General features: G+C 65.4%; 17 protein-coding genes. 10 read left to right on the top strand and 7 right to left on the bottom strand.

What is annotated here, in order from left to right; translation table 11 throughout:
* Positions 1-203: 203 nt before the first annotated feature.
* Positions 204-1,406, bottom strand: a complete 1,203-nt coding sequence (senA, locus tag AC3XQU_RS14630) for a selenoneine synthase SenA (protein ID WP_489874889.1) — start codon at positions 1,404-1,406, stop codon at positions 204-206.
* Between the two features lie 120 nt (positions 1,407-1,526).
* Here senA and AC3XQU_RS14635 point away from each other — a divergent pair, with 120 nt between their 5' ends.
* Positions 1,527-2,966 carry a dihydrolipoyl dehydrogenase gene (locus tag AC3XQU_RS14635; RefSeq protein ID WP_489874890.1) on the top strand — a complete coding sequence of 480 codons (1,440 nt, stop codon included), beginning with the start codon at positions 1,527-1,529 and terminating at the stop codon, positions 2,964-2,966.
* 53 nt (positions 2,967-3,019) lie between these two features.
* Here the strand turns inward: AC3XQU_RS14635 and AC3XQU_RS14640 are convergent, their stop codons facing one another.
* The 3 genes from AC3XQU_RS14640 to modA form a co-directional block, all read right to left on the bottom strand.
* Complete coding sequence (locus tag AC3XQU_RS14640) at positions 3,020-3,505, bottom strand: SRPBCC family protein (protein ID WP_489874891.1); 486 nt, start codon at positions 3,503-3,505, stop codon at positions 3,020-3,022.
* Positions 3,506-3,604: 99 nt separating this feature from the next.
* Positions 3,605-4,315, bottom strand: coding sequence for a molybdate ABC transporter permease subunit (gene modB, locus AC3XQU_RS14645; RefSeq protein ID WP_489874892.1), 711 nt, complete (start codon positions 4,313-4,315; stop codon positions 3,605-3,607).
* Positions 4,308-5,075, bottom strand: coding sequence for a molybdate ABC transporter substrate-binding protein (gene modA / locus AC3XQU_RS14650; protein WP_489874893.1), 768 nt, complete (start codon positions 5,073-5,075; stop codon positions 4,308-4,310). Before modA ends, modB begins: the two co-directional genes overlap by 8 nt.
* Before the next feature lie 66 nt (positions 5,076-5,141).
* On the opposite strand from modA, the gene AC3XQU_RS14655 reads away from it, so the two are divergent.
* The 3 genes from AC3XQU_RS14655 (at position 5,142) to AC3XQU_RS14665 (ending at position 9,752) form a co-directional block, all read left to right on the top strand.
* Positions 5,142-7,202 carry a UvrD-helicase domain-containing protein gene (locus tag AC3XQU_RS14655; RefSeq protein ID WP_489874894.1) on the top strand — a complete coding sequence of 687 codons (2,061 nt, stop codon included), beginning with the start codon at positions 5,142-5,144 and terminating at the stop codon, positions 7,200-7,202.
* Positions 7,203-7,393: 191 nt separating this feature from the next.
* On the top strand, positions 7,394-9,508 hold the full coding sequence (locus tag AC3XQU_RS14660) for a DUF4214 domain-containing protein (protein WP_489874895.1): 2,115 nt from the start codon (positions 7,394-7,396) through the stop codon (positions 9,506-9,508).
* 40 nt (positions 9,509-9,548) lie between these two features.
* On the top strand, positions 9,549-9,752 hold the full coding sequence (locus AC3XQU_RS14665; protein ID WP_171086917.1) for a SlyX family protein: 204 nt from the start codon (positions 9,549-9,551) through the stop codon (positions 9,750-9,752).
* On the opposite strand, the gene AC3XQU_RS14670 is transcribed toward AC3XQU_RS14665, so the two are convergent.
* Positions 9,727-11,046 (bottom strand): FAD-dependent oxidoreductase, encoded by a 1,320-nt coding sequence (locus AC3XQU_RS14670; protein ID WP_489874896.1) that lies wholly within the window; start codon positions 11,044-11,046, stop codon positions 9,727-9,729. The two genes, AC3XQU_RS14665 and AC3XQU_RS14670, sit on opposite strands and share 26 nt — an antisense overlap.
* Positions 11,047-11,265: 219 nt before the next feature.
* Between AC3XQU_RS14670 and AC3XQU_RS14675 the strand changes: the two genes are divergently transcribed.
* The 5 genes from AC3XQU_RS14675 to AC3XQU_RS14695 all read left to right on the top strand — a co-directional run bounded on the left by AC3XQU_RS14675 (position 11,266) and on the right by AC3XQU_RS14695 (position 18,724).
* Positions 11,266-13,395, top strand: coding sequence for a M3 family metallopeptidase (locus AC3XQU_RS14675; protein ID WP_489874897.1), 2,130 nt, complete (start codon positions 11,266-11,268; stop codon positions 13,393-13,395).
* An 84-nt stretch (positions 13,396-13,479) separates the two neighbouring features.
* Positions 13,480-15,606, top strand: a complete 2,127-nt coding sequence (locus AC3XQU_RS14680; RefSeq protein ID WP_489874898.1) for a M3 family metallopeptidase — start codon at positions 13,480-13,482, stop codon at positions 15,604-15,606.
* A 227-nt stretch (positions 15,607-15,833) separates the two neighbouring features.
* Positions 15,834-16,046, top strand: a complete 213-nt coding sequence (locus tag AC3XQU_RS14685) for a VF530 family protein (protein WP_489874899.1) — start codon at positions 15,834-15,836, stop codon at positions 16,044-16,046.
* 10 nt (positions 16,047-16,056) lie between these two features.
* Complete coding sequence (locus AC3XQU_RS14690; protein WP_489874900.1) at positions 16,057-16,353, top strand: DUF4404 family protein; 297 nt, start codon at positions 16,057-16,059, stop codon at positions 16,351-16,353.
* Between the two features lie 91 nt (positions 16,354-16,444).
* Complete coding sequence (locus tag AC3XQU_RS14695; protein WP_489874901.1) at positions 16,445-18,724, top strand: YgiQ family radical SAM protein; 2,280 nt, start codon at positions 16,445-16,447, stop codon at positions 18,722-18,724.
* A 42-nt stretch (positions 18,725-18,766) separates the two neighbouring features.
* On the opposite strand, the gene AC3XQU_RS14700 is transcribed toward AC3XQU_RS14695, so the two are convergent.
* Both AC3XQU_RS14700 and AC3XQU_RS14705 read right to left on the bottom strand, forming a co-directional pair.
* Positions 18,767-19,963, bottom strand: coding sequence for an AI-2E family transporter (locus AC3XQU_RS14700; RefSeq protein ID WP_489874902.1), 1,197 nt, complete (start codon positions 19,961-19,963; stop codon positions 18,767-18,769).
* On the bottom strand, positions 19,924-20,409 hold the full coding sequence (locus AC3XQU_RS14705) for a cyclic nucleotide-binding domain-containing protein (protein ID WP_371868546.1): 486 nt from the start codon (positions 20,407-20,409) through the stop codon (positions 19,924-19,926). The genes AC3XQU_RS14700 and AC3XQU_RS14705 overlap by 40 nt, the downstream gene beginning before the upstream one ends.
* A 246-nt stretch (positions 20,410-20,655) precedes the next feature.
* On the opposite strand from AC3XQU_RS14705, the gene AC3XQU_RS14710 reads away from it, so the two are divergent.
* Positions 20,656-21,813, top strand: a complete 1,158-nt coding sequence (locus AC3XQU_RS14710) for a GGDEF domain-containing protein (RefSeq protein ID WP_489874903.1) — start codon at positions 20,656-20,658, stop codon at positions 21,811-21,813.
* The last annotated feature ends 302 nt before the right edge of the window (positions 21,814-22,115 follow it).

Consider the following 22,115-nt stretch of genomic DNA (forward strand, 5'->3'; position numbering starts at 1 on the left):
ACGTACCGACTGTAAGTAAAATCGACAATATTTTTAGTCGTCTTCTATTCACCACATGGCTGAAACTGAATGGACCGCAATTACCGGCGGTAACCGGTCCGCGGGGATACATGGGTCATTCGTGCAGCACATCAGAGGTCGAGCAATTGACAAGCTCGTACATACCGAACTTCCCTGATTGAACGTGGCAGCGGCCGGCCAGCCTACAAAGCGCAGGTACGAAACCCCACAAAAATATCGTCCCGCTCCGCCGCATAAAAATTCCGGAACTGCGGGCAGCGCAAGCGCCCCGGCGTGGCAAACGAAGCCCCGCGCAAGCTCTGGCGGCTGCCGAAATACGGCGCCGAATATTCGCGATAGCGGTCGGCGCTGAAGCCGGAGTAGGGCAGGAAGCGCGACGCCGTCCACTCCCATAGCTGGCCCCAGCGAAAGCCCGGCTGGCCCGAACCCGCTGCGCACTCCCACTCTTCTTCGGTCGGCAGGCGCCGTCCGGCCCAGCTGCAGTAGGCCTGCGCCTCGTGCAGGCTCACGTGCCGTACCGGCTCGAGCGGGTCCAGCGCTGCCGGGCTGCCGAAGCGGACCGTGCTCCACTCGCCGCCGGGCGCTTCGCGCTGCCAGTAGCGCGGCGCCATGCGCTGTCCTTGCGCCAGCCATGCGCGTCCGGCCTCACTCCAGTACGCAGGCTGCTGGTAGCCGCCGTCGCGCAGAAAATCCAGGTAGGCGCCGTTGCACACCAGGCCGGCGTCGACCGCGAAGGGAGCGACGCGGCAAGGCGCCGCCTGCCTTTCGTTGTCGAACACAAAGCCGCGCGACTGGTCGCCGCCGCGCAGGAATTCGCCCGTGCAGGGGATCTCGGCCGAAAGCAGCATCGGCTCCACGCTCGTGGCCACGACAGCAGCCGGCGCCGCCACGCCCAGGGTTTGCAAGGTGTACAGCAGGGCTTCCCCATGCATGTCCTCATGCGCCAGCACCAGGCGGTAGGGATAGAGCGCGGCATCGTCCTCGGGTATGCGCGCCAGCCGCTCGCGGATCCTGTCCAGCACCTGCGCGCAGTAAGCCTTGACCGCCCCAGGACCCGGCAGATCGAGCGACCAGCGCGTGCCATGCGCCACGCTGTTCGAGTCGAACCAGTCGTCGCCGCGTGCCAGCAGGCAGGGGCCGCTGGCGTCGCCGGGCGCGCTGCTGCGCGCTTCGCGCAGGACGAACCATTCCGCGAACCAGGCGATATGCCCCAGCTCCCACAGCGGCGGGTTCAGGATGGGCAGGCACGGCACTTGCGCCGCCTGGTCGTGGCCGGCGGCGGCCAGCGCGTCGAACAGGGCCAGGGTGCGCCGGCGCGTGTCCTGCAATGCGGCGTCCAGCTCGCGCGAGCCCATGTGGCGAAACGATACAAGGTGTTCAGTCATGCACGGATTGTACGGCGCTCCGCCAGGCGGCACGCATTGTTCGATGGCCGCCCTGCGGCGCCTCCCAACCGTCCCCGCGAAAATCGCGTATTGTTCTGTCATGGATCGCGGGAGAATGCAATGAACAAACTGAACGTGGACGTCGCCGTCATCGGCACCGGCACCGCCGGCATGACGGCTTACCGCGCGGCCAAGGCGCAGGGCGCGCGCGTCGTGGTGATCGAAGGCGGCCAGTACGGCACCACCTGTGCGCGCGTGGGCTGCATGCCGAGCAAGCTCCTGATCGCGGCCGCCGAGGCGGCGCATGCGATGCAGCATTCCGCGCCCTTCGGCGTGCATGCGGGCGAGGTCCGCATCGACGGACCGGCCGTGATGGAGCGGGTGCGGCGCGAGCGCGACCGGTTCGTCGGCTTCGTGCTGGAAGGCGTCGACTCCTTCCCCGACGAGGACAAGCTGCTGGGCCACGCGCGCTTCACCGGCCCGCATACGCTGGTCGTGGACGACCATACCGAAATCACCGCGGCGCGCATCGTGATCGCCACCGGCTCGACGCCGCTGCGCCTGCCGCAGCTGGAGAACGTCGGCCCCGGCATCGTCACCAGCGACGACGTGTTTTATTGGGACGACCTGCCCAAATCGGTGGCCGTGATCGGCACCGGCGTGATCGGGCTCGAGCTGGGCCAGGCGCTTGGCCGGCTGGGCGTGCGCGTGAAGTTCTACGCGCGCGGCGGCAGCATTGCCCACATCACCGACCCGGAGGTGCTGCGCGAGGCCGGACGCGTATTGAACGAAGAACTCGACATCCAGTTCCAGTCGAAGGTGGTGCGCGCGGTGCAGGAGGGCGACGAAGTGGCGCTGACTGTCAGCGACGCGCTGGGCAAGGAGAACACCGAGCGCTTCCAGTTCGTGCTGATGGCGGCCGGGCGCACGCCGAACGTGCACGGCATCGGCCTGGAAGAAACCGGCCTGGAACGCGGCGAGGACGGGATTCCGCTATTCGACGCACGCACGATGCAGTGCGGGAGCAGCCATATCTTCATCGCGGGCGACGCCAACAACGAGCGTCCGCTGCTGCACGATGCGGCCGACCACGGCAAGATCGCCGGCGACAATGCGGGCCGCTATCCGGACGTGCGTCCCGGCCTGCGCCGCACGCCGATCGCGGTCGCCTTCACGGAGCCGAATATCGCCACGCTGGGCGCCAATTACCGCAGCCTGTGCGAGGGCGGAAAGCGCAAGTTCGCGGTCGGCTCGGTGTCGTTCGCTAACCAGGGGCGCAGCCGGGTGATGTTGCAGAACAAGGGAATGCTGCGGGTGTATGCGGAATACGGCTCGCGCCGTTTCCTGGGCGCCGAGATGATCGCGCCGCGCGCCGAGCACCTGGCGCACACGCTGTCCTGGGCCTGCCAGATGCGCATGACGGTGGACCAGATGCTGGAGATGCCGTTCTATCACCCGGTGATCGAGGAGGGCGTGCGCACGGCGCTGCGCGACCTGGCGCACTGCCTGACCAAGGGCGAGAGCGAGATCGATGCGTCGGACAGCGAGCCGGGGACCTGAGCAGATGCGCATCGTAGGGCGGGCAGGTCCTCCTGTCCACCCTACGGGCTGACTCAATTCAGGTAACTGGCATCCAGCTTGCCTTCGCTGGCCAGCTGGCGCAGGATCCGCACCGTATCGATATCCGCTTCCTGGTAGGCCGAGCGCTTGAAATCGTCGTACATCTTGTTGGCTTCGTCGGTGTGCTCGCCCTGGCCGTCATCGTAGCTGAAGCGCACCAGCAGCATGGCGTTGGTCGGGGTCTCGATGGCCATCTTCAGGCTCGATGCCGCGATCTCGCCTTGCGCCGGCACCTCGAAGCGCACTTCCTGCAGGGGCGTCATGTGCACGACGTCGTCGATCACCAGGTCGCCGTAGCGCAGGCGGCGCGCGAAGCTGCCGCTGGCGCGCTCGCCGATGGTGCATTCGTCCAGGTGCGGCACGAACAGCTTCGGCGACTCCGCGCGCAGCACCAGGCCGCGCCATAGCTGCTCGATGGTGAGGGTGTCGATCAGCGGGTTAAGCGGATCGTTGATCTGGATGAGATGTTCAAATTTCATGATGCGGGTGTCCAAAAAAGCGCCGGCGCTCACGCGCCGCAAGGGTGCGATGTTACCCGATTGCGCCCCGGCGCGTTGTCCCGGTGGGCTCGGCTGGTCTCAGTTATTACCGAGAAATAAAGCGTGCTGCTTGCGCTGGAAGAAGGCGATCGCCGCCAGGATCGCGAAGGAGATCACCAGCAGCACCAGCGCGTAGGCATGCGCCGCCTCGTAGTTGAGCTTTTGCGCCTCGTCGTAGAGCGCGATCGAGGCGACCCGGGTCTGGCCGGGGATGTTCCCGCCCAACATCAGCACCACGCCGAACTCGCCCATCGTATGGGCGAAGCTGAGCGACAGGCCGGTATAGATGCCGTTGCGCGACAGCGGCAGCACCACCGAAAAAAAGGCCTGGCGGCGCGTCAGGCCCAGGGCCAGCGCCGACTGCACCAGGTCGCGGCTCACATTCCGGAAGGCCGACTGGATCGGCTGCACCGCGAAGGGCAGGCTGTAGATGACCGAGCCGGCCACCAGGCCCGCGAACGAGAAGGGCAGCGGATGCCCGAACACCGACAGCCAGGCCGCGCCCAGCGGGCGCTGGGGCGCCATCAGCATCAGGAGGTAAAAGCCGATCACGGTCGGCGGCAGCACGATCGGCAGGCTGACCAGGGTTTCGATGAACAGCACGCCGCGCATCCGGCTGGTGTTGAGCCAGTTGGCCAGCGGGATGGCAATCGCCAGCAGTACCAGCGAGGTCACCAGCGACAGACGCAGCGTCAGCGCCAGCGCCGACCACAGCTCGGGGGCGAAAGCGACGCTCCCCAACTCAGGCATCCGATGCCGGTGGCAGGCCGAAGCCGTGGCGTTCGAGGATGGCGCGCGCCGCGGGCGAGCCGAGGAAGCGCACGAAGCGCGCCGCCAGCGGTTCCTTGGCGCCGGCCGCGGTGACGATGGCGCCCTGCTCGATCGGGGGTACGCCCGCATCGCCGATCAGGTGGTAGCGACCCACGCCGGCCATCTTCGGCGAGCGCACGGTGGCCAGCGACACGATGCCCAGCTGCGCGTTGCCGGTCTGGACGAACTGCGCCGCCTGCGCGATGTTCTCGCCGATGACCAGGCGCGGCTGCACGGCCTCCCACAACTTGTCGCGCTCCAGCACGGCCTTGGCGGCGCGGCCATAGGGCGCGGTGTCCGGGTTGCCGATGGCGATGCGGGTCACGCGCGCGTCGCGCAGCAGGGGCAAGCCCTGGTTCACGTCGAAACGCGGGTCGGTGCTCCACAGCACGATGCGGCCGATGGCGTAGGGGCGCAGGGTGGCGCCGTCGGCCGCTCCGGCCTTGGCCAGCTGGGTGGGATACAGCATGTCGGCCGACATAAAGACGTGGAAGGGCGCGCCGTTGCGGATCTGGGCAAAGAAATTGCCGGATGCGCCAGTGGAAACCTTGATCTCGGCCTGCGGGGCTTCCTTTCGGAAGGCCGCCGCCAGCTCGTCGATGCAATAGACCAGGTCGCTGGCCGCCGCCACCAGCAAGGGCGCTGCCGTGGCGGGGGCTGCCAGCAGTGTTGCAAACAGGATGACGAGCAATTTTTTCATGAAGCCATTTTAGCGCGGCGGCCAACTCATCGTTACAATACCCGGCCATCCTGCAGAAACTTTCCCATGTCCAACGCACCAAAATTCGGCCTCAACGGGCCGCAAAGCGAAGCCGTGCTCTATCTGGACGGCCCGTGCCTGGTGCTGGCGGGGGCCGGTTCGGGAAAAACGCGCGTCATTACGCAGAAAATCGCGTACATGATCGAAGACCGCGGCTATGACCCGCGCACGATTGCCGCCCTGACCTTTACCAACAAGGCGGCGCTCGAGATGCAGGAGCGCATCGCCAAGCTGCTCAAGCAGCCGAAGCAGGCCAAGCAGCTCACCGTGTCCACCTTCCACTCGCTGGGCGTCAAGATTCTGCGCCAGGAGGCGGCCGGCGTCGGCCTGAAGGACAAGTTCTCCATCATGGACAGCGACGACTGCTACACCATCGTCTCCGACCTGGCGCTGACCACCGATAAACAGGAAATCCGCCGCATCCAGAATGCAATCTCGCTATGGAAGAACGGCCTGGTCGACCCGGAAGATGCGATCCGCGAGGCGAAGGACGAGGACGAAGCCATGTCCGCGCGCGTCTACCGCAGCTACCTGGCGACCCTGCAGGCCTACCAGGCGGTGGACTTCGACGACCTGATCCGCCTGCCGGTGGAACTGTTCCGCAACAACGAGTCGATCCGCGACCGCTGGCAGCGCCGCCTGCGCTATTTGCTGATGGACGAATACCAGGACACCAATACCTGCCAGTACGAGCTGGTCAAACTGCTGGTGACCGGCATCGGCAAGAAGCCGATGTTCACCGCCGTGGGCGACGACGACCAGGCCATCTACGCCTGGCGCGGCGCGTCGGTCGAAAACCTGAAGACCCTGCAGACCGACTTCCCCGACCTGCGCGTCATCAAACTCGAGCAGAACTACCGTTCCACCACCCGCATCCTGCAGGCGGCCAACGCGGTCATCGGCAACAACCCGAAGCTGTTCGAGAAGTCGCTGTGGTCCGAGCATGGCCTGGGCGAGCCGATCGAGGTGCTGGGCATGCAGAGCGACGAGCAGGAAGCCGAGCAGGTGGCGATCATGATCTCGGCCGACCACTTCCAGCGCAAGAACAAATGGGCAGACTACGCGATCCTGTACCGCGGCAACCACCAGGCCCGCGTGATCGAGCAGTCGCTGCGCAAGGAGCGTATCCCCTACACCATGTCGGGCGGCCAGAGCTTCTTCGACAAGGCCGAGATCAAGGACGTCATCGCCTACCTGCGCCTGATCGCCAACCAGGACGACGACCCCGCCTTTATCCGCGCGGTGACCACGCCCAAGCGTGGGGTCGGCATGGCCACGCTCGAGGTGCTGGGCGAATTCTCGAAGCAGTGGAATTGCTCGCTGTTCGAGGCGGCGCAAAAAGGCGGCCTGGAAGCCAAGCTGGCCGAGCGCCAGCTGCAACCGCTGCGCGGTTTCTGTTACTTCATGAATGGCCTGGAAGACCGCGCCACGCGGCCGGGCCCATCAGGCAGCGGGGACAATGCCGCCGAGGTGCTCGACGACATGATGAAAGAGATAAATTACGAGCACTACTTATATGAGAACTTCGACGACCGCGCGGCCCAGGCCAAGTGGCAGAACGTGCTCGAGTTCACCAACTGGCTGAAGGAACGCGGCCGGGGTGGGCGCGAGCGCGACGGCGAAGAGAAGAACCTGCTGGAACTGACCCAGATGGTGGCCCTGATGTCGATGCTCGAGGGCCAGGACGAGGAGCAGGACGCGGTGCGCATGTCGACCCTGCACGCCTCGAAAGGCCTGGAATACCCGCACGTCTTCCTGGTGGGCGTGGAAGAGGGCATCCTGCCGCACAAGGGCGACCCGGACGCGCCGGTGGAGATCATCGCCGCCCGTATCCAGGAAGAGCGGCGCCTGATGTACGTGGGCATCACGCGCGCCCAGCGCACCCTGCGCCTGACCTGGTGCAAGAAGCGCAAGCGCGCCGGCGAACTGGTGCATTGCGAACCGTCGCGTTTCATCAAGGAGATGGCGCTCGACGTGGGCGACGCGCCGCCCAAGGAAACCGAAGTCATCACCCCCAAAGAAAGGCTGGCCAGTCTCAAAGCACTGCTGGCCACGCCTAAATTGTAAGCATCTGTTTCAGGGCAAGGGTTTCCGTTGTACGGAAGCCTTGAAGCCCTGGCAATACCCGCGCACGATTGAAATTCCCATTTGACTTATCTTGTCCCGGAAGAAATACTTCTGAGACGAGGAAACTCAGCAGCAACTTACTTGATAGTTTATAAAGGTGTGGTATGGCAACGGTAGCGGATCTGACGAATGTGCCCCTCTCGGGACAGCAATACATCGATGCATTGCTCGATAAGGGACCGCATTGGAATTACATTACCGGCCTGCCGGCGAACACCCTGTACTACACCTTCTCGATCGGATCCGGTAACGAACCCGGCCGCACGGGCCAGGAAGCATTCACGGCGGCCCAGCAGAACAGCGTGCGCATCGCCCTCCAGGACCTGCGCACGATCACCGGCATCAACTTCGTCGAGACAAGCGATGGCGAAGCCGCGCAAATCCACCTGTGCAATGCCAACATCGAGGGCAGCAGCACCGTCGGCCTGTGCAGCTGGAAAGGCGGCTACAGCTATAACCCGTCGACCAACGAAGTCACCAAGTACGACGCAGACGCCTGGGTCTACCTCGACAATGCGGAATGGCGCGCGCGCAACCGCGACCTGACGCCGGGTTCGGAAGGCTACGAAACCCTGCTGCACGAACTGGGCCATGCGCTGGGCCTGAAGCATCCCTTCGAAGGCGACATCGTCCTGCCGGGTGCGCTGGACAATGCGGGCAATACCATCATGACGTACACCAACCATTCGACCAACCACGCCGATTTCAGCCAGTACGACGTGGCTGCGCTGAACTGGATCTACGGCGGCGACGGACTGAGCGGCGCGCTTGGCTTCAACGCGCCCACCGACGCGGTCTATCTCTCCGGTACCACCAGCTCCGAAACGCTGACCGGTACCGCATTCAATGACACCCTGCAGGGCAATGGAGGAAATGACGTGATCAATGGCGGCAACGGCAACGATACGGCGGTCTATCTGGGCGCACGTAATAACTACAACATCACCGGCAACGCCGACGGCAGCCTGACGGTCGCCAGCGGAGCGGAAGGCATCGATACCCTGTATGCGGTCGAGCAGCTGCGCTTTGCGGACATCACCGTGCAGCGTTCGGCCGTGGTCGACGCGACCGCGCCGGCAGCGCCGAACTTCGCAGTGACCAAGAACGCCAACGGCTACACCACCGGCAGCACGCCGCTGATCACCGGCGTCGCGGAAGCTGGTTCCACGGTCAAGTTCTACCTTGGCGAGACGGTCATCGCCACCACCACGGCCGGCGCCAACGGCGTGTTCCGGGTGGTCGGCAACGCCCTGGCGGACGGCACCAATTACCAGATCTACGCCACCGCCACCGATACCTCGGGCAATACCTCGGCCTTCAGCCCGCTGCAGTCCTTCAATGTCGACGGCAAGGCTCCGACCGCGCCCACCAACACCTTCTCGCTGGAGTCGGGCGGCAACAAGCCGATGTTCACGGGCACCGGCGAAGTCGGCACCAGCATCGTGCTGGTCCACGTGAACAAGGCCATTGAAATCGGCCGCGCGACCGTGGGCGGCGACGGCAAGTGGACCATCGATTCCACCCCGCTGCCGAACGGCAGCTACGTCGTCAGCGCCGCCTCGGTGGACATCGCCGACAACGCCACCAGCGCGACCACCCGCATGAACTTCACGGTGGCCAGCAGCGCCAACCAGACCGGCACCGGCGGCAACGACAAGTTCACCGTCGGCGCGGGCGACAACGCCATCGACGGCAGCGCCGGCATCGACACCGCGGTCTACGCGGGCAGCGCCGCGAACTACACGATCGCGCGCGGCATCTGGGGCTATAACGTCACCGCCAAGTCCGGCACCGACGGCAAGGACGCACTGATCGACGTCGAGCGCATCCAGTTCAGCGATGGCTACAAGGCGATCGACGTGGACGGCGTGGCCGGCCAGGTCTACCGCCTGTACGAGGCCGTGTACGGCCGCCCATCGGACAAGACCGGCATGGGCTACTGGATGGACCGCATGGAAAAGGGCACCAGCCTGCTGCAGGTCGCGAAGGAATTCATCACCGGCCAGCCGGAATTCGTCCAGCAATATGGCGCGAACCCGAGCAACGGCGAGTTCCTGAACAAGCTGTACCAGAACATCCTGGACCGCGCCCCGGATGCAGCCGGCTACGACTACTGGGTCGGCCGCATCGTCAACAGCAGCCGCGAGCAGATCCTGATGGAATTCAGCGAAGGCTTCGAGAACCAGGCGCAGGTCATCGGCACCATCAGCACCGGTATCGATTACACGCCGTGGGGAACGGTCTAAACAAGGCTGGCATAATGCCGGCTTTACGCCGGAGTATGCCGTGAGCCAGGAAGACCGTTTCGTCGACATCGAGATCAAGGTCGCGCACCAGGAAGACCTGGTCGAGACCCTGAACCAGACCATCTACCAGCAAGGCCGCCGCATCGACAAGCTCGAAGCCATGGTGGCCGCGCTGGCGGACCACGTCCGCAACCTCCAGACCAGCCGCCAGGGGCCGGTCAACGAACGTCCCCCGCATTACTGACCGCCTGGGCGCCGAGCATGGCGCCCAGCCGTTTGCCCAGGCATAGCAGGGTCAGGGTTGGCGGCAATCCCCACGCCCCCGGTATCACCGACGCGTCGCACACGTACAGTCCCGGCGCTGCGCGCAAATCGCTGTCGACACTTCTCCCGATCGGCACGCTGCCTCCCGGATGCGCGGCAAAGTGGTGGGTCGCGAACACGCGGCGCGCACCGGCCTGCTGCAGGATCGCGCGCGCCATGACGATGCCTTTGGCCAGCCGCCCCCGGTCGCCCCGAGTCAGCCGCTTGTCCACCCAGCGCGGCCCCACCGCGCCGCCGACCTCGTCGCGGATCTTGACCATGATGCTCAGCGTGTTCCTGTGCGCGCCCAGCCGGTCGATGCGGCCCGCCTGCAGGGCGAACGCCTGGAACATCGGGCGCGGCAGCGTCAGGTCGGCCAGCGTGATGCCTTCGTCGTGGAAGCTGGCGCCGGACGCCATCGGCACTTCGGCGCCGCCGATGTCCTCGCCCATATCGTCGACGCTGCCCATCACCGCCACCACCGGGTCGCTGAAGAAAGGGACATGGCGCGGCCCCAGGCTTGACGCATGCAGCAGGCGCGGGCTGCCGACGCCGCCGCCGGCCAGCACCACCAGCGGCGCACGGGCGACCTGCACCGATCCCGCGCGCAGCAGCTCGACCCCGGCGGCCCGGCCGTCTTGCATCAGTACGCGCAGCACCCGGCTGCGGTCGAGCAGCACGGCGCCGTGGCCGCAGGCCTGCTCGACAAAATCGCGCGCGCTCCACTTGGCGCCGTAGGGACAGCCGTACACGCAGCGCCAGCAGCCGCTGCGGCAGGCATCGGGGCGGATCATCTTGTCGAGTTTTTGCCAGTCGAATCCGGCGCCGCGCGCGGCCGCCATGATGCGCGCGGCCATCGGGCCGACCAGGCTGTCCGGCAGCGGCGCCATGGGCAGTTCGGCGCGCAGCGCATCGAGTGCCGGCGCCAGGTCGATGCCGTGCGCCGCGAACATCGCCAGCGGCGGCGCGGCGGCGGTCGCGAAGTTCAGCGCCGAGCTGCCGCCGAGGGCCGTACCGGATACCAGCAGCGACGCGTCGCGGTGCAGCCAGGCGCCTTTGCCCGGCAGCGCCATGGTGGCCATCTGCGCCAGGGTGCCGGCCAGCGGCGCGGCGCTCCCCTGCTCGAGGATGAGCACGCGCGCGCCGGCCCGCGCCAGCTCGCGCGCGGTGCTGGCGCCGCCGGGACCGGTGCCGACGACGATCGCGTCGAAGGGTTGTTCGATGAAGGAATCCATGGTTAGGGAAGAGGGTAGGGGGCGATGCTAACACGGACCCGGAACGCATCAGGCGGACCCGTCTGCAGGCGTCAATACGGTCGTCAATACGCCCGTCAATACAGGCAGCATACATACACTTTTTGTTGTGACGACTTGCGATCAAGCCTGCTATGATCTTCGCGCAACGGCTGTCGAGCACGTACGGCAGCTCCCTCCCAAGAGTCCGTGAAAGATCTCATGAACCGACCACAACTGCTCATCGTTGCCGCCAGCCTCGCGCTCGCGCATGCAGCGATTGCGGCGCCTGCCGCACCCAAGCTCGACGCCTCCAACCCGTTCGCCCAGCCCAGCAGCCTGCCGCTGCACTACCCGGCTTTCGACAAGATCAAGAACGAGCACTTCCTGCCGGCGTACGCGGCAGGCATGGCCGAACACCTGGCCGAGATCGACGCGATCGCCGCCAGCAAATCGGCCCCGACTTTCGACAACACCATCGTCGCCATGGAACGCGCCGGACAGATGCTCTCGCGCGTGGCCGCGACCTTCTCGAACCTGCAGACCGCAAACACCAACGACACGCTCGACGCCGTGGACCGCGAGATGTCGCCGAAGCTTGCGGCGCACAACGACACCATCTACCTGAACCCGGCGCTGTTCCGCCGCGTGAAGACGCTGCACGACAAGCGCGCCACGCTGGGCCTGGACGCCGAGTCGAAGCACCTGCTCGAGCGCGTGTACAAGGAATTCGTGCGCGCTGGCGCCAACTTATCAAGCGCCAACAAAGAGAAGCTGAAAAAATACAACGGCGAGATCGCGTCGCTGCAGTCGGACTTCTCGCAGCGCGTGCTCAAGGAAGCCAATGCCTCGGCGCTGATCGTCGATTCCCGTGCGGAGCTGGCCGGCTTCTCGGATGCCGAGATCAATGCGGCAGCGGCGGAAGCGGAGAAACGCGGCCTGAAGGGCAAGTACGCGATCGCCATCGTCAATACCAGCAGCCAGCCCCCGCTGGCCACGTTGACCAACCGCGGCACGCGCGAGCGCCTGATGGCCGCGTCGCTGAACCGCGGCAGCCGCGGCGGCGAGTTCGACACCCGCCAGCTGGTGCTGCGCCTGGCCAAGCTGCGCGCCGAGCGCGCCGTGCTGCTGGGCTACCCGAACTATGCGGCCTATTCGCAGGAACTGGAAACGGCCAAGAACCCGGCCGCCGTCAACAAGCTGCTGGGCGAACTGGCCAAGCCGGCCGTGAACAACGCGCGCAAGGAAGCGGCCGAGATCCAGAAGGTGATCGACGCCGAAAAAGGTGGCTTCCAGGTCGCCAGCTACGACTGGCCGCTGTACCAGGACAAGGTGCGCGCCGCGAAGTACAACTTCGACGAGAACCAGCTGCGCCCCTATTTCGAGCTGAACCGCGTGCTGGTGGACGGCGTGTTCTTCGCCGCCACCAAGGAATACGGCATCACCTTCAAGGAACGCAAGGACCTGCCGGTGTACGACCCGGACGTGCGCGTGTTCGACGTGTTCGACCACGACGGCAAGCAGCTGGCGATCTTCCTGTTCGATCCCTATGCACGCGGCAACAAGCAGGGCGGCGCGTGGATGAACGAATACGTCTCGCAATCGCACCTGCTGGGTAAAAAGCCGGTAGTGGGCAATCACCAGAACATCCCGAAGCCGCCGGCCGGGCAGCCGACCCTGCTGACCTACGACGAAGTGCGCACCATGTTCCACGAGTTCGGTCACGCGCTGCACGGCATGTTCTCGAACGTGAAATACCCGCATTTCTCGGGCACCAACGTGCCGCGCGACTTCGTCGAATACCCGTCGCAGGTCAACGAGATGTGGGCGATCTGGCCTGAAGTGCTGGCCAACTACGCCAGGCACCACCAGACCGGCGCGCCGATGCCGAAGGAACTGCTCGACAAGGTGGTCGCATCGAAAAAGTTCAACCAGGGCTACATGACGACCGAATACCTGGCCGCTTCGCTGATCGACCAGCGCTGGCACCAGCTCACGCCCAAGCAAGTCCCGACCGACGTGCTGGCCTTCGAAGCCCGGGCCCTGAAGGAAGCGGGCGTGGACTTCGCGCCGGTACCGCCGCGCTACCGCACGACCTATTTCTCGCACTCGATGAACGGCGGCTATTCGGCCGGCTACTATGCCTACCTGTGGAGCGAAAAGCTCGACGCCGATACGGTGCAGTGGTTCATGCAGAACGGCGGCCTGTCGCGCAAGAACGGCGACCACTTCCGCAAGACCCTGCTCTCGCGCGGCGGCACCGCCGATGCGATGGACCTGTTCCGCAGCTTCCGCGGCCGCGACCCGGTCATCGAGCCGCTGCTGGAACGCCGCGGCCTGACCGGTAACTAAACCCTGCGCCGTCCCCTTCTGCCGCCACGAGCGGCAGAAGGGGACGGCGTGTTGTCCGTATCACCTACCCATAACGAGACACCCATGACCCGTCCACACATCCTGCTGGTCGCCGCCGCCAGCGTCGCCGCCAATCTCGCCTACGCTGCCCCCGCCTCGATGCTCGAAGCGTCGAACCCGTTCGCGAAAGAGAGCACCCTGCCATTCAAGTACCCGGCTTTCGACAAGATCAAGAACGAGCACTTCGCCCCGGCCTACGCCGAAGGCATGCGCCAGCAGGCCGCCGAGATCGAGAAGATCGCCAACAACAAGGCCGCGCCGACCTTCGAGAACACCATCGTCGCAATGGAGCGTTCGGGCCAGCTGCTTAACCGCGTCGGCACCGTGTTCGGCATCATGACCGGTTCGTACACCAACGACACCCTGAAGGCCCTCGACAAGGACCTGGCGCCGAAGCTGTCGGCGCACAGCGACGCGATCCGCCTGAACCCGAAGCTGTACGCACGCGTGAAGGCGCTGTACGACAAGCGCACCAAGCTGGGCCTGGACGCCGAGTCGCAATACCTGGTCGAGCGCTACCACACCGACTTCGTACGCGCCGGCGCCAAGCTGTCCGACGCCGACAAGCAAAAGCTCAAGGCAATGAACGGCCAGCTGGCCGCGCTGTCGACCCAGTTCGCGCAGAACACGCTCAATGAAGCCAACGCCTCGGCGCTGATCGTCGGCAGCCGCGCCGAGCTGGCCGGCATGTCGGACAAGCAGATCGACGCCGCCGCCGCGGAAGCGAAGAAGCGCGGCATGGACGGCAAGTTCGCCATTCCGGTCGTGAACACCACCCAGCAGGCCGGCCTGTCGGTGCTGACCAACCGCGCTACCCGCGAAAAGCTGCTGGCGGCCTCGCTGGCGCGCGGCGCGCGCGGCGGTGAATACGACAACCGCGAGGTCGTGCTCAAGCTGGCCAAGCTGCGCGCCGAGCGCGCTACGCTGCTGGGCTACCCGAACCACGCCGCCTACAACCTGGAAGACCAGACCGCGAAGACCACCGGCGCCGTCAACAGCCTGCTGGCCGAATTCGCCAAGCCGGCCGTGAACAACGCCCGCAAGGAAGCGGCCGAGATCCAGAAAGTCATCGACGCCGAAAAAGGCGGCTTCCAGGCGGCAGCCCACGACTGGGCTTTCTACAGCGACAAGGTGCGCGCCGCCAAGTACGCCTTCGACGCCGGCCAGCTGCGCCCGTATTTCGAATTGAACCGCGTGCTGGTGGACGGCGTGTTCTTCGCCGCGAACAAGGAATTCGGCCTGACCTTCAAGGAACGCAAGGACCTGCCGAGCTATGTCGAGGACGTGCGCATCTTCGACGTGTTCGACCACGACGGCAAGCAGCTCGCGATCTTCACCTTCGATCCGTACGCCCGCGCCAACAAGCGCGGCGGCGCCTGGGCCAACGCCCTGGTCGCGCAATCGAAGCTGATGGGCACCAAGCCGGTCATCGCCAACAACCTGAACATCGCCAAGCCGGCCGCCGGCGAGCCGACCCTGCTGACCTACGACGAAGTGCGCACCACTTTCCACGAGTTCGGCCACGCGCTGCACGGGATGTTCTCGGACGTGAAATACCCGCGCTTCTCGGGCTCGCGCGTGCCGCGCGACTACGTCGAGTTCCCGTCGCAGGTCAACGAGATGTGGATGGCCTATCCGGAAGTGCTGGCCAACTACGCCAAGCACTACCAGACCGGCGCGCCGATGCCGAAGGAACTGCTCGACAAGGTGCAGGCTTCGCAGCAGTTCAACGAAGGCTTCCGCACCACCGAGTACCTGGCTGCGTCGCTGCTGGACCAGGCCTGGCACCAGCTGTCGCCGAACCAGATCCCGACCGACGTGCTGGCCTTCGAGGCTGACGCGCTGAAGAAAGCCGGCGTCGACTTCGCGCTGGTGCCGCCGCGCTACCGCACTACCTACTTCTCGCACACCTTCTCGGGCGGTTATTCGGCCGGCTACTACGGCTACCTGTGGGCCGAGAAGCTGGACGCGGACACCGTCAACTGGTTCAAGGAAAACGGCGGCCTGACCCGCAAGAACGGCGACCACTTCCGCAAGACCCTGCTCTCGCGCGGCGGTACGCTCGATGCGATGCAGATGTACCGCAATTTCAGCGGGCGCGATGCGCAGGTGCAGCCGCTGCTGGAGCGCCGGGGTTTGACCGGTAACTGATGCTTCAAGCGGTTGTGGTGACACAACCGTATCACCGCGTGGGCAAGAAACTTGCCCACCCTACGAGCAGCCGATGACCGTAGGGTGGGCGTAAAACAGTCCACTGGACTGTTTTACCCTGCCCGCGCGTTCAACCCGCTCCCGAACTGCCGCACACCTCCCACACCCAATACCCGATCCGGGGGTATAAACTGCACCCATCCCAATTGCTAACCGAGCCCCAAACGATGAGTGTTCAATCCCTCGAAGGTATTACCTTAGAATCCCTGTTAACCCGCCTCGTCGAGCACTACGGCTGGGAGAAACTCGGCCGCCGGATCGACATTAACTGTTTCCAGAAAGACCCGAGCATCAAGTCGAGCCTGAAGTTTTTGCGCCGCACCCCCTGGGCGCGCGAGCAGGTCGAGGCGCTCTACCTCGAGACCCGCTTCACCAACTAGCGAGAACCCCATGCTGAACGAGAATACGAACGACAGCGATGCCAACCTGAAAATGCGGCTCAAGGGCCTGCACCGCCAGCTGCAGGAAACCGGCGACGTCGATCCGGAGCTCGAAACCCTGCTGCGCCAGCTCGACGGCGACATCGACAAGGTGCTCGAGCGCCGCGCCGAGCAGGAACTGGATCACAACACCTATGGCCTGTCCTCGCGCACCCAGGAAATGGCGGCCCGCTTCGACGCGCGCCACCCGACCGTGTCCGCCGGCCTGCGCGAGCTTGGCAATATCCTGTCGAATATGGGTATTTGAGTCGTCAGCTCTGCCACAAGTCATTGATAAGTAAGCCATTTTTCTAGGCTGGCGGCGACCCGGGAAGGGTTTTCCGGTACAATACCGGCCAATGAACTCCCCAGCAAACCTCTTTGCGAGCGTCGCCAAGCGCTCCAGCCGCGGACCTGCCGCGCCTTTCCTCCCGATGACCCGCGCCGAAATGACGGCGCTGGGCTGGGATTCGTGCGACATCATCCTGATCACCGGCGACGCCTACATCGACCACCCGAGCTTCGGGATGGCGCTGGTGGGCCGCCTGCTGGAAGCGCAGGGCTACCGGGTCGGCATCATCAGCCAGCCGGACTGGACTTCGGTCGAGCCCTTCCGCGCGCTCGGCAAGCCGAATCTGTACTGGGGCGTCACCGCCGGCAACATGGACTCGATGGTCAACCGCTACACGGCCGACCGCAAGATCCGTTCCGACGACGCCTACACCCCGAACGCCGAGCCGAACAAGCGCCCGGACCGCGCGGTCACCGTGTATTGCCAGCGTGCGCGTGAAGCCTTCCCCGGCGTGCCGGTGATCGCCGGCAGCATCGAAGCCTCGCTGCGCCGCATCGCCCACTACGACTACTGGTCCGACAAGGTGCGCCGCTCGGTGCTGTTCGAGTCGAAGGCCGACCTGCTCCTCTTCGGCAATGCCGAGCGCGCGCTGGTGGACCTCACCCGCCGCCTGGCCGCGGGCGAATCCATCAAGACCATCCGCGACCTGCGCGGCACCGCCTTCCTGGTACCGCAAGGCTGGCTGCCGGACGAGGAATGGAGCGTGCACAATTCGACCCGCGTCGATGTGCCGGGCCGTATCGACAAGCAGCCCAATCCCTACGCGATGGCGCTGGAAGACCCGAAGGCCTGTGCGCTCGACAACGCCGCACCGGAGCCGGTCGCCAAGCCGGTCATCATCATGACGCGCGAGGAGCGCCAGGCCGCCGCCCGCGAAAAGGCGCGCAAGACCGTGGTGCGCCTGCCGAGTTTCGAGACCGTCAGCGTGGACCCGGTGATGTATGCGCATACGTCGCGCGTGTTCCACCTCGAATCGAACCCGGGCAATGCACGCGCCCTGGTGCAGGCCCACGGCGACCGCGACGTCTGGCTCAACGCGCCGCCGCTGCCGCTGGCCATGGACGAGATGGACAACGTCTACGACCTGCCGTATGCACGCGCCCCGCACCCGAGCTATGGCAAGGCCCATATCCCGGCCTGGGAAATGATCCGCTATTCGGTGAACATCATGCGCGGATGTTTCGGGGGCTGCACCTTCTGCTCGATCACCGAGCACGAAGGCCGCATCATCCAGAGCCGCTCGGAGCCGTCGATCCTGCGCGAGATCGAACTGATCCGCGACACCACCAAGAACTTCGCCGGGACGATCACCGACCTGGGCGGCCCGACCGCCAACATGTACCGCCTGGCCTGCAAGGACAAGACGATCGAGGAATCGTGCCGGCGCCTGTCCTGTGTCTACCCGACCATCTGCAGCAACCTCGGCACCGACCACAGCAAGCTGATTTCGCTGTACCGCAAGGCGCGCGCCATCCCGGGCATCAAGAAGATCCTGATCGGCTCCGGCCTGCGCTACGACCTGGCGGTGCGCTCGCCCGAGTACGTCAAGGAGCTGGTCACCCACCACGTGGGCGGCCTGCTGAAAATCGCGCCGGAGCATACCGAAGCCGGCACGCTGTCGAAGATGATGAAGCCGGGCATCGGCGCCTACGACGAGTTCAAGCGCCTGTTCGACAAGTATTCGCTCGAGGCGGGCAAGAAGCAGTACCTGATTCCTTACTTCATCGCGGCCCACCCGGGTTCGACCGACGAAGACATGCTGAATCTGGCGCTGTGGCTGAAGAAGAACAACTTCAAGCTCGACCAGGTGCAGACCTTCACGCCGACCCCGATGGCGATGGCGACCACCATGTACCACTCGCGCAAGAACCCGCTGGCGAAGGTCACCGAGGACTCGGAGGTCGTCGAGACGGCCAAGAGCGGCAAGACCCGCAAGCTGCACAAGGCTTTCCTGCGCTACTACGATCCGGAGAACTGGCCGATCATCCGCGAAGCGCTGCGCCGCATGGGCCGTGGCGATTTGATCGGCAATGGCGAGCGCCACCTGATTCCGGCCACCGACGATGGCGCGTCGATGGTGCGCGAGGACCGGCGCGTGCCCGGCGGCGTGCCGAAGGGCCGCACGATCGAGGTAGCGCCCAAGCGTGCGGCGCGCGGAAACGATGGCCGCGTGGCCGGCCGCGGCGCCCCATCGAGCACGCCCTTCATGGCGCCGCCGTCCAAGGTGAAGCCGTCGATCCTGTCGACCATCAAGGCCAAGCCCAAGGCCAGCGGAAGCAAGCGATAGGGCGGACGTAAAAAAACCGGAACGTGTTCCGGTTTTTTTACGTCACAAGCCCGCGTTGGGCGTGGGCGCCCCGCGCCGCTCGCGCGCGATATCCAGGTCGACGCTGGCCTGGCGCGTACGCAGCGCCCGCGCGTAGCGATGGCGCGCACGCAGGCGCGGGTTGGTGACCAGCCGGCCCAGGGTTTCGCCGATCACCATCACCACGCCCAGCAGCGGCAGCACCAGCATCAGGCCTACCACGCCGGCCAGCGCGCCGCCGGCGAAGATCATCAGGACCGTCACCAACGGATGCACGCGCAGGCTGCGGCCCAGCGTCAGGGGCATGAACACGAAGTCGTCCAGCAGGCGCGCCAGCACGAACACGCCGATCGCGCCGTAGGCGATGAAGGGGTTGTTCGGCGCATCGGTCGAGGCCACGATCACCACCAGCACGCAGCCGGCCACCGAGCCCACGAAGGGCACCCAGGCCAGCACCGCCGAGATCAGCCCGAGCAGCAGGGGCGAGGACACGCCGATGGTCCATAGTCCCAGCGCCAGCACCGCGGTATCGAGGAAGGTGAGCTTGATCAGGCCTTCGAAATAGCGGCGCGCGGTCTGGTCGACTTCGTGCAGCAGGTTCAGCGCGCGCTCGAAATAGGCGTTGGGCACCGCGCGCGCCAGGAATTTCTTGAAGCGCAGGCCGTCGCGCAGGAAGAAGAAAGTGAGGAAGGGCGCCAACAGCAGCGAAGGCACCCAGCTTGCCACCGCCACCAGGATCTCGCCCAGGTGCTGCTCGGCGAAGTTGTCGGTGAAGGTGCGGAAGGCCGTGTTGACGGTCGTGGTCAGGTGCATCTCGGCCAGCAGCGGGAACTTCTTTTCCAGCAGGGTCATGGTGTTGCGCACGAAGGCGACGCCGCCATCGAGGTACAGGCCGATGGTCTTTTCCCACGAGTCTTCTTCCGGCCCGCTCCATGAGAAAGCCGCCGTCATGGCCAGCGTGAAGAGGGCGAAGAACAGCAGGCAGACCATCAGGGCTGCGGTGTTGCGGCTGAAGCCGGCGCGCACCAGGCGCTGCATGGGCCCGAGCAGGATGTAGTGCAGCACCGCGCCGAAGATGAAGGGCAGGGCCAGCCACAGCACCTGCTGCACCACCAGCACCAGCAGGCAAGTGGCCGCGATGATGCCGGTCCAGACGACCGGTCCGGCGCGTTCGCCGCCGTTCACAGCGCTTCCAGCTGGGGCCGTCCCGTGCCCATCCATTCGCGCAGGCGCAGGCCGATGTGGCGCGCCAGCGCCAGCGAAATCTTGTAGCCGATGACGGCATCGGTTTCCAGCAGCCCGAGGAAGTCGTCGCGGAAGAACACCGCCATTTCGCAGGGCTCGAGTGCGCGCGCCTGGGCGTTGCGTGGCGAGTTGTCGAGCAGGGCGAGGTCGCCGAAGAAACCGCCCGGATCGAGCTCGGCAACCACCTGGCTGGTACCGGCATGCGTCTTGGTAATGACCACCCTGCCGCTCATGAGCAGGTAGAGCGCCTGGCCTTCCTCGCCCTCGTCGAACACGATTTCATCGGTCAGGTAGCGGCGCTCGTGCAGCAGGCCGTCGACGATCTTCAGCTCCAGCGGCGTCAAGGCCGAAAACAGCGCCGAATTCTTCAGCCGGTGCAGGCGCGGCGACATCTTGGGCGGCTTGAGGAAACCGAAAATCACGTGTGCTCCATCATGGTGCGTTGATATGTTGTCGGATGATTATCTCCTAACGCCTGCTGCTCTGCATCAAAAAGCTGCTCCAAGGCAGCGGACTCGGGCTGGGACTGTTGCACTTTACGCATTTGTCCCGCTGTCGGTGCATTTGTGTAAACGGTCGTATTAAAAACCGTGTAATATAATTCTCTACGGCAATATATATTAATAATTTAGCACCACGCGGCATGGCCGCCGCATAAGGAACGGTCAGTGATCGACATCCCCTCATTCCTGCTGGCGCTCGGCGTCGGCAACATCGCCTTTGCCGTGCTCATGGCCGGCTATACCCATGGCGGCCGGCCCCATCCCGGCCTGCGCCTGTGGATGTGGGCACGCTTCGGCATCGGCGTGTGCCAGTTGCTGGGCTGGTCGCGGCCTTACCTGAGTGTACCTGCATTGAACGGGATCGAAGGCGCCGGCTGGGTGCTGGCGATCTCGCTGGAAGTGGCGGCCTATTGCATCTTCTTCGGCTTCGATCGCTGGCAGCGCGTGCTGTTGCCGGTGTCGGCGCTGGCGCTGGCCGTCGTGCTGGCCGCCGGCAGCGCCGGTGCGCCGGTACCCTATCTCACCGCGCTGGTCGCTGCCATGATTGCACTCTTCGCGGCGGCAATGGCCTGGATCCTGCTGCGACCGCGCCGCCATGGCGCCTCGCTGCTGCAGCGGATCATCGGCCTCAACGACGGGCTGTTCGCGGTGGCGGTGGCGCTGTGGGCCGCCACCGGTTTCGCAGGCGATGCGCTGCAGGGCCAGCGCGCGGCGCAGGAAGGCGCCTACCTGGCCGGCTACCTGCTCATGATCGTCAATGGCTTCGGCTTCCTGTTGCTGTGCAAGCAGAAGGACGACGCCGAGATGGCGCGCCTGGCCACCACGGACAGCCTCACCGGCCTGCCCAACCGTCATTCCTTCCTCGAGCGCGCGGAAAGTGCACGGCTGGCGGCGCTGCGCATGCGCCAGCCGCTGGCGCTGGTGATGATCGACATCGACCACTTCAAGCAGATCAACGACCGCTTCGGCCATGCCACCGGCGACGAAGCGCTGGCCGTGTTCGCACGGGTTGCGCGCGGTGTGCTGCGTGGGCATGAGACCCTGGGGCGGCTGGGCGGCGAAGAATTTGCGGCAGTGTTGCCGGCGACGGATCTGTTGGGCGCGCGCCAGGCGGCCGAGAGGCTGCGGCTGGCGGTGCGGGAGGCCACCGTGGTGACCAGCGGGACGGCGTATACGATGACGGTCAGTATCGGCGTGGTGGTGCTCGATCCGAACGAGGCGCTGGGGGCGGCGCTGGCAAGGGCGGATCGTGCGCTGTATGTGGCCAAGGGCGGGGGGAGGGATCGGGTGGAGGCGGGGGTGCCGCAGCAAAGGTGTGCGTGATTTCACCATTTACCCCGCAGTACCTGATCAGAAAAATAAAAGGGTCCGACAAGTCGGACCCTTTTACTTTTGGGGGCGGAGCGGACGGGACTCGCCCACGTTCCGCGGGCCGCGGATTCCCTTGCAAGGGAATCCCTTCGAGTCCCAAACCGTGCTCTCCGCAGGGAGAGCACTCTGGCGCGGCAACGAAAAAAGGATCCCGAAGGATCCTTTTTTCTTTTAGCTGGCGGAGCGGACGGGACTCGCCCACGTTCCGCGGGCCGCGGATTCCCTTGCAAGGGAATCCCTTCGAGTCCCAAACC

Source organism: Telluria sp. AZSoR62 (assembly GCF_058111565.1).

What these genes read in the sequence shown, in the direction of transcription:
- senA (WP_489874889.1), bottom strand. Translation starts at nt 1,406, where the DNA reads ATGACTGAACACCTTGTATCGTTTCGCCACATGGGCTCGCGCGAGCTG.
- AC3XQU_RS14635 (WP_489874890.1), top strand. Translation starts at nt 1,527, where the DNA reads ATGAACAAACTGAACGTGGACGTCGCCGTCATCGGCACCGGCACCGCC.
- AC3XQU_RS14640 (WP_489874891.1), bottom strand. Translation starts at nt 3,505, where the DNA reads ATGAAATTTGAACATCTCATCCAGATCAACGATCCGCTTAACCCGCTG.
- modB (WP_489874892.1), bottom strand. Translation starts at nt 4,315, where the DNA reads ATGCCTGAGTTGGGGAGCGTCGCTTTCGCCCCCGAGCTGTGGTCGGCG.
- modA (WP_489874893.1), bottom strand. Translation starts at nt 5,075, where the DNA reads ATGAAAAAATTGCTCGTCATCCTGTTTGCAACACTGCTGGCAGCCCCC.
- AC3XQU_RS14655 (WP_489874894.1), top strand. Translation starts at nt 5,142, where the DNA reads ATGTCCAACGCACCAAAATTCGGCCTCAACGGGCCGCAAAGCGAAGCC.
- AC3XQU_RS14670 (WP_489874896.1), bottom strand. Translation starts at nt 11,046, where the DNA reads ATGGATTCCTTCATCGAACAACCCTTCGACGCGATCGTCGTCGGCACC.
- AC3XQU_RS14675 (WP_489874897.1), top strand. Translation starts at nt 11,266, where the DNA reads ATGAACCGACCACAACTGCTCATCGTTGCCGCCAGCCTCGCGCTCGCG.
- AC3XQU_RS14680 (WP_489874898.1), top strand. Translation starts at nt 13,480, where the DNA reads ATGACCCGTCCACACATCCTGCTGGTCGCCGCCGCCAGCGTCGCCGCC.
- AC3XQU_RS14685 (WP_489874899.1), top strand. Translation starts at nt 15,834, where the DNA reads ATGAGTGTTCAATCCCTCGAAGGTATTACCTTAGAATCCCTGTTAACC.
- AC3XQU_RS14690 (WP_489874900.1), top strand. Translation starts at nt 16,057, where the DNA reads ATGCTGAACGAGAATACGAACGACAGCGATGCCAACCTGAAAATGCGG.
- AC3XQU_RS14695 (WP_489874901.1), top strand. Translation starts at nt 16,445, where the DNA reads ATGAACTCCCCAGCAAACCTCTTTGCGAGCGTCGCCAAGCGCTCCAGC.
- AC3XQU_RS14700 (WP_489874902.1), bottom strand. Translation starts at nt 19,963, where the DNA reads ATGGATGGGCACGGGACGGCCCCAGCTGGAAGCGCTGTGAACGGCGGC.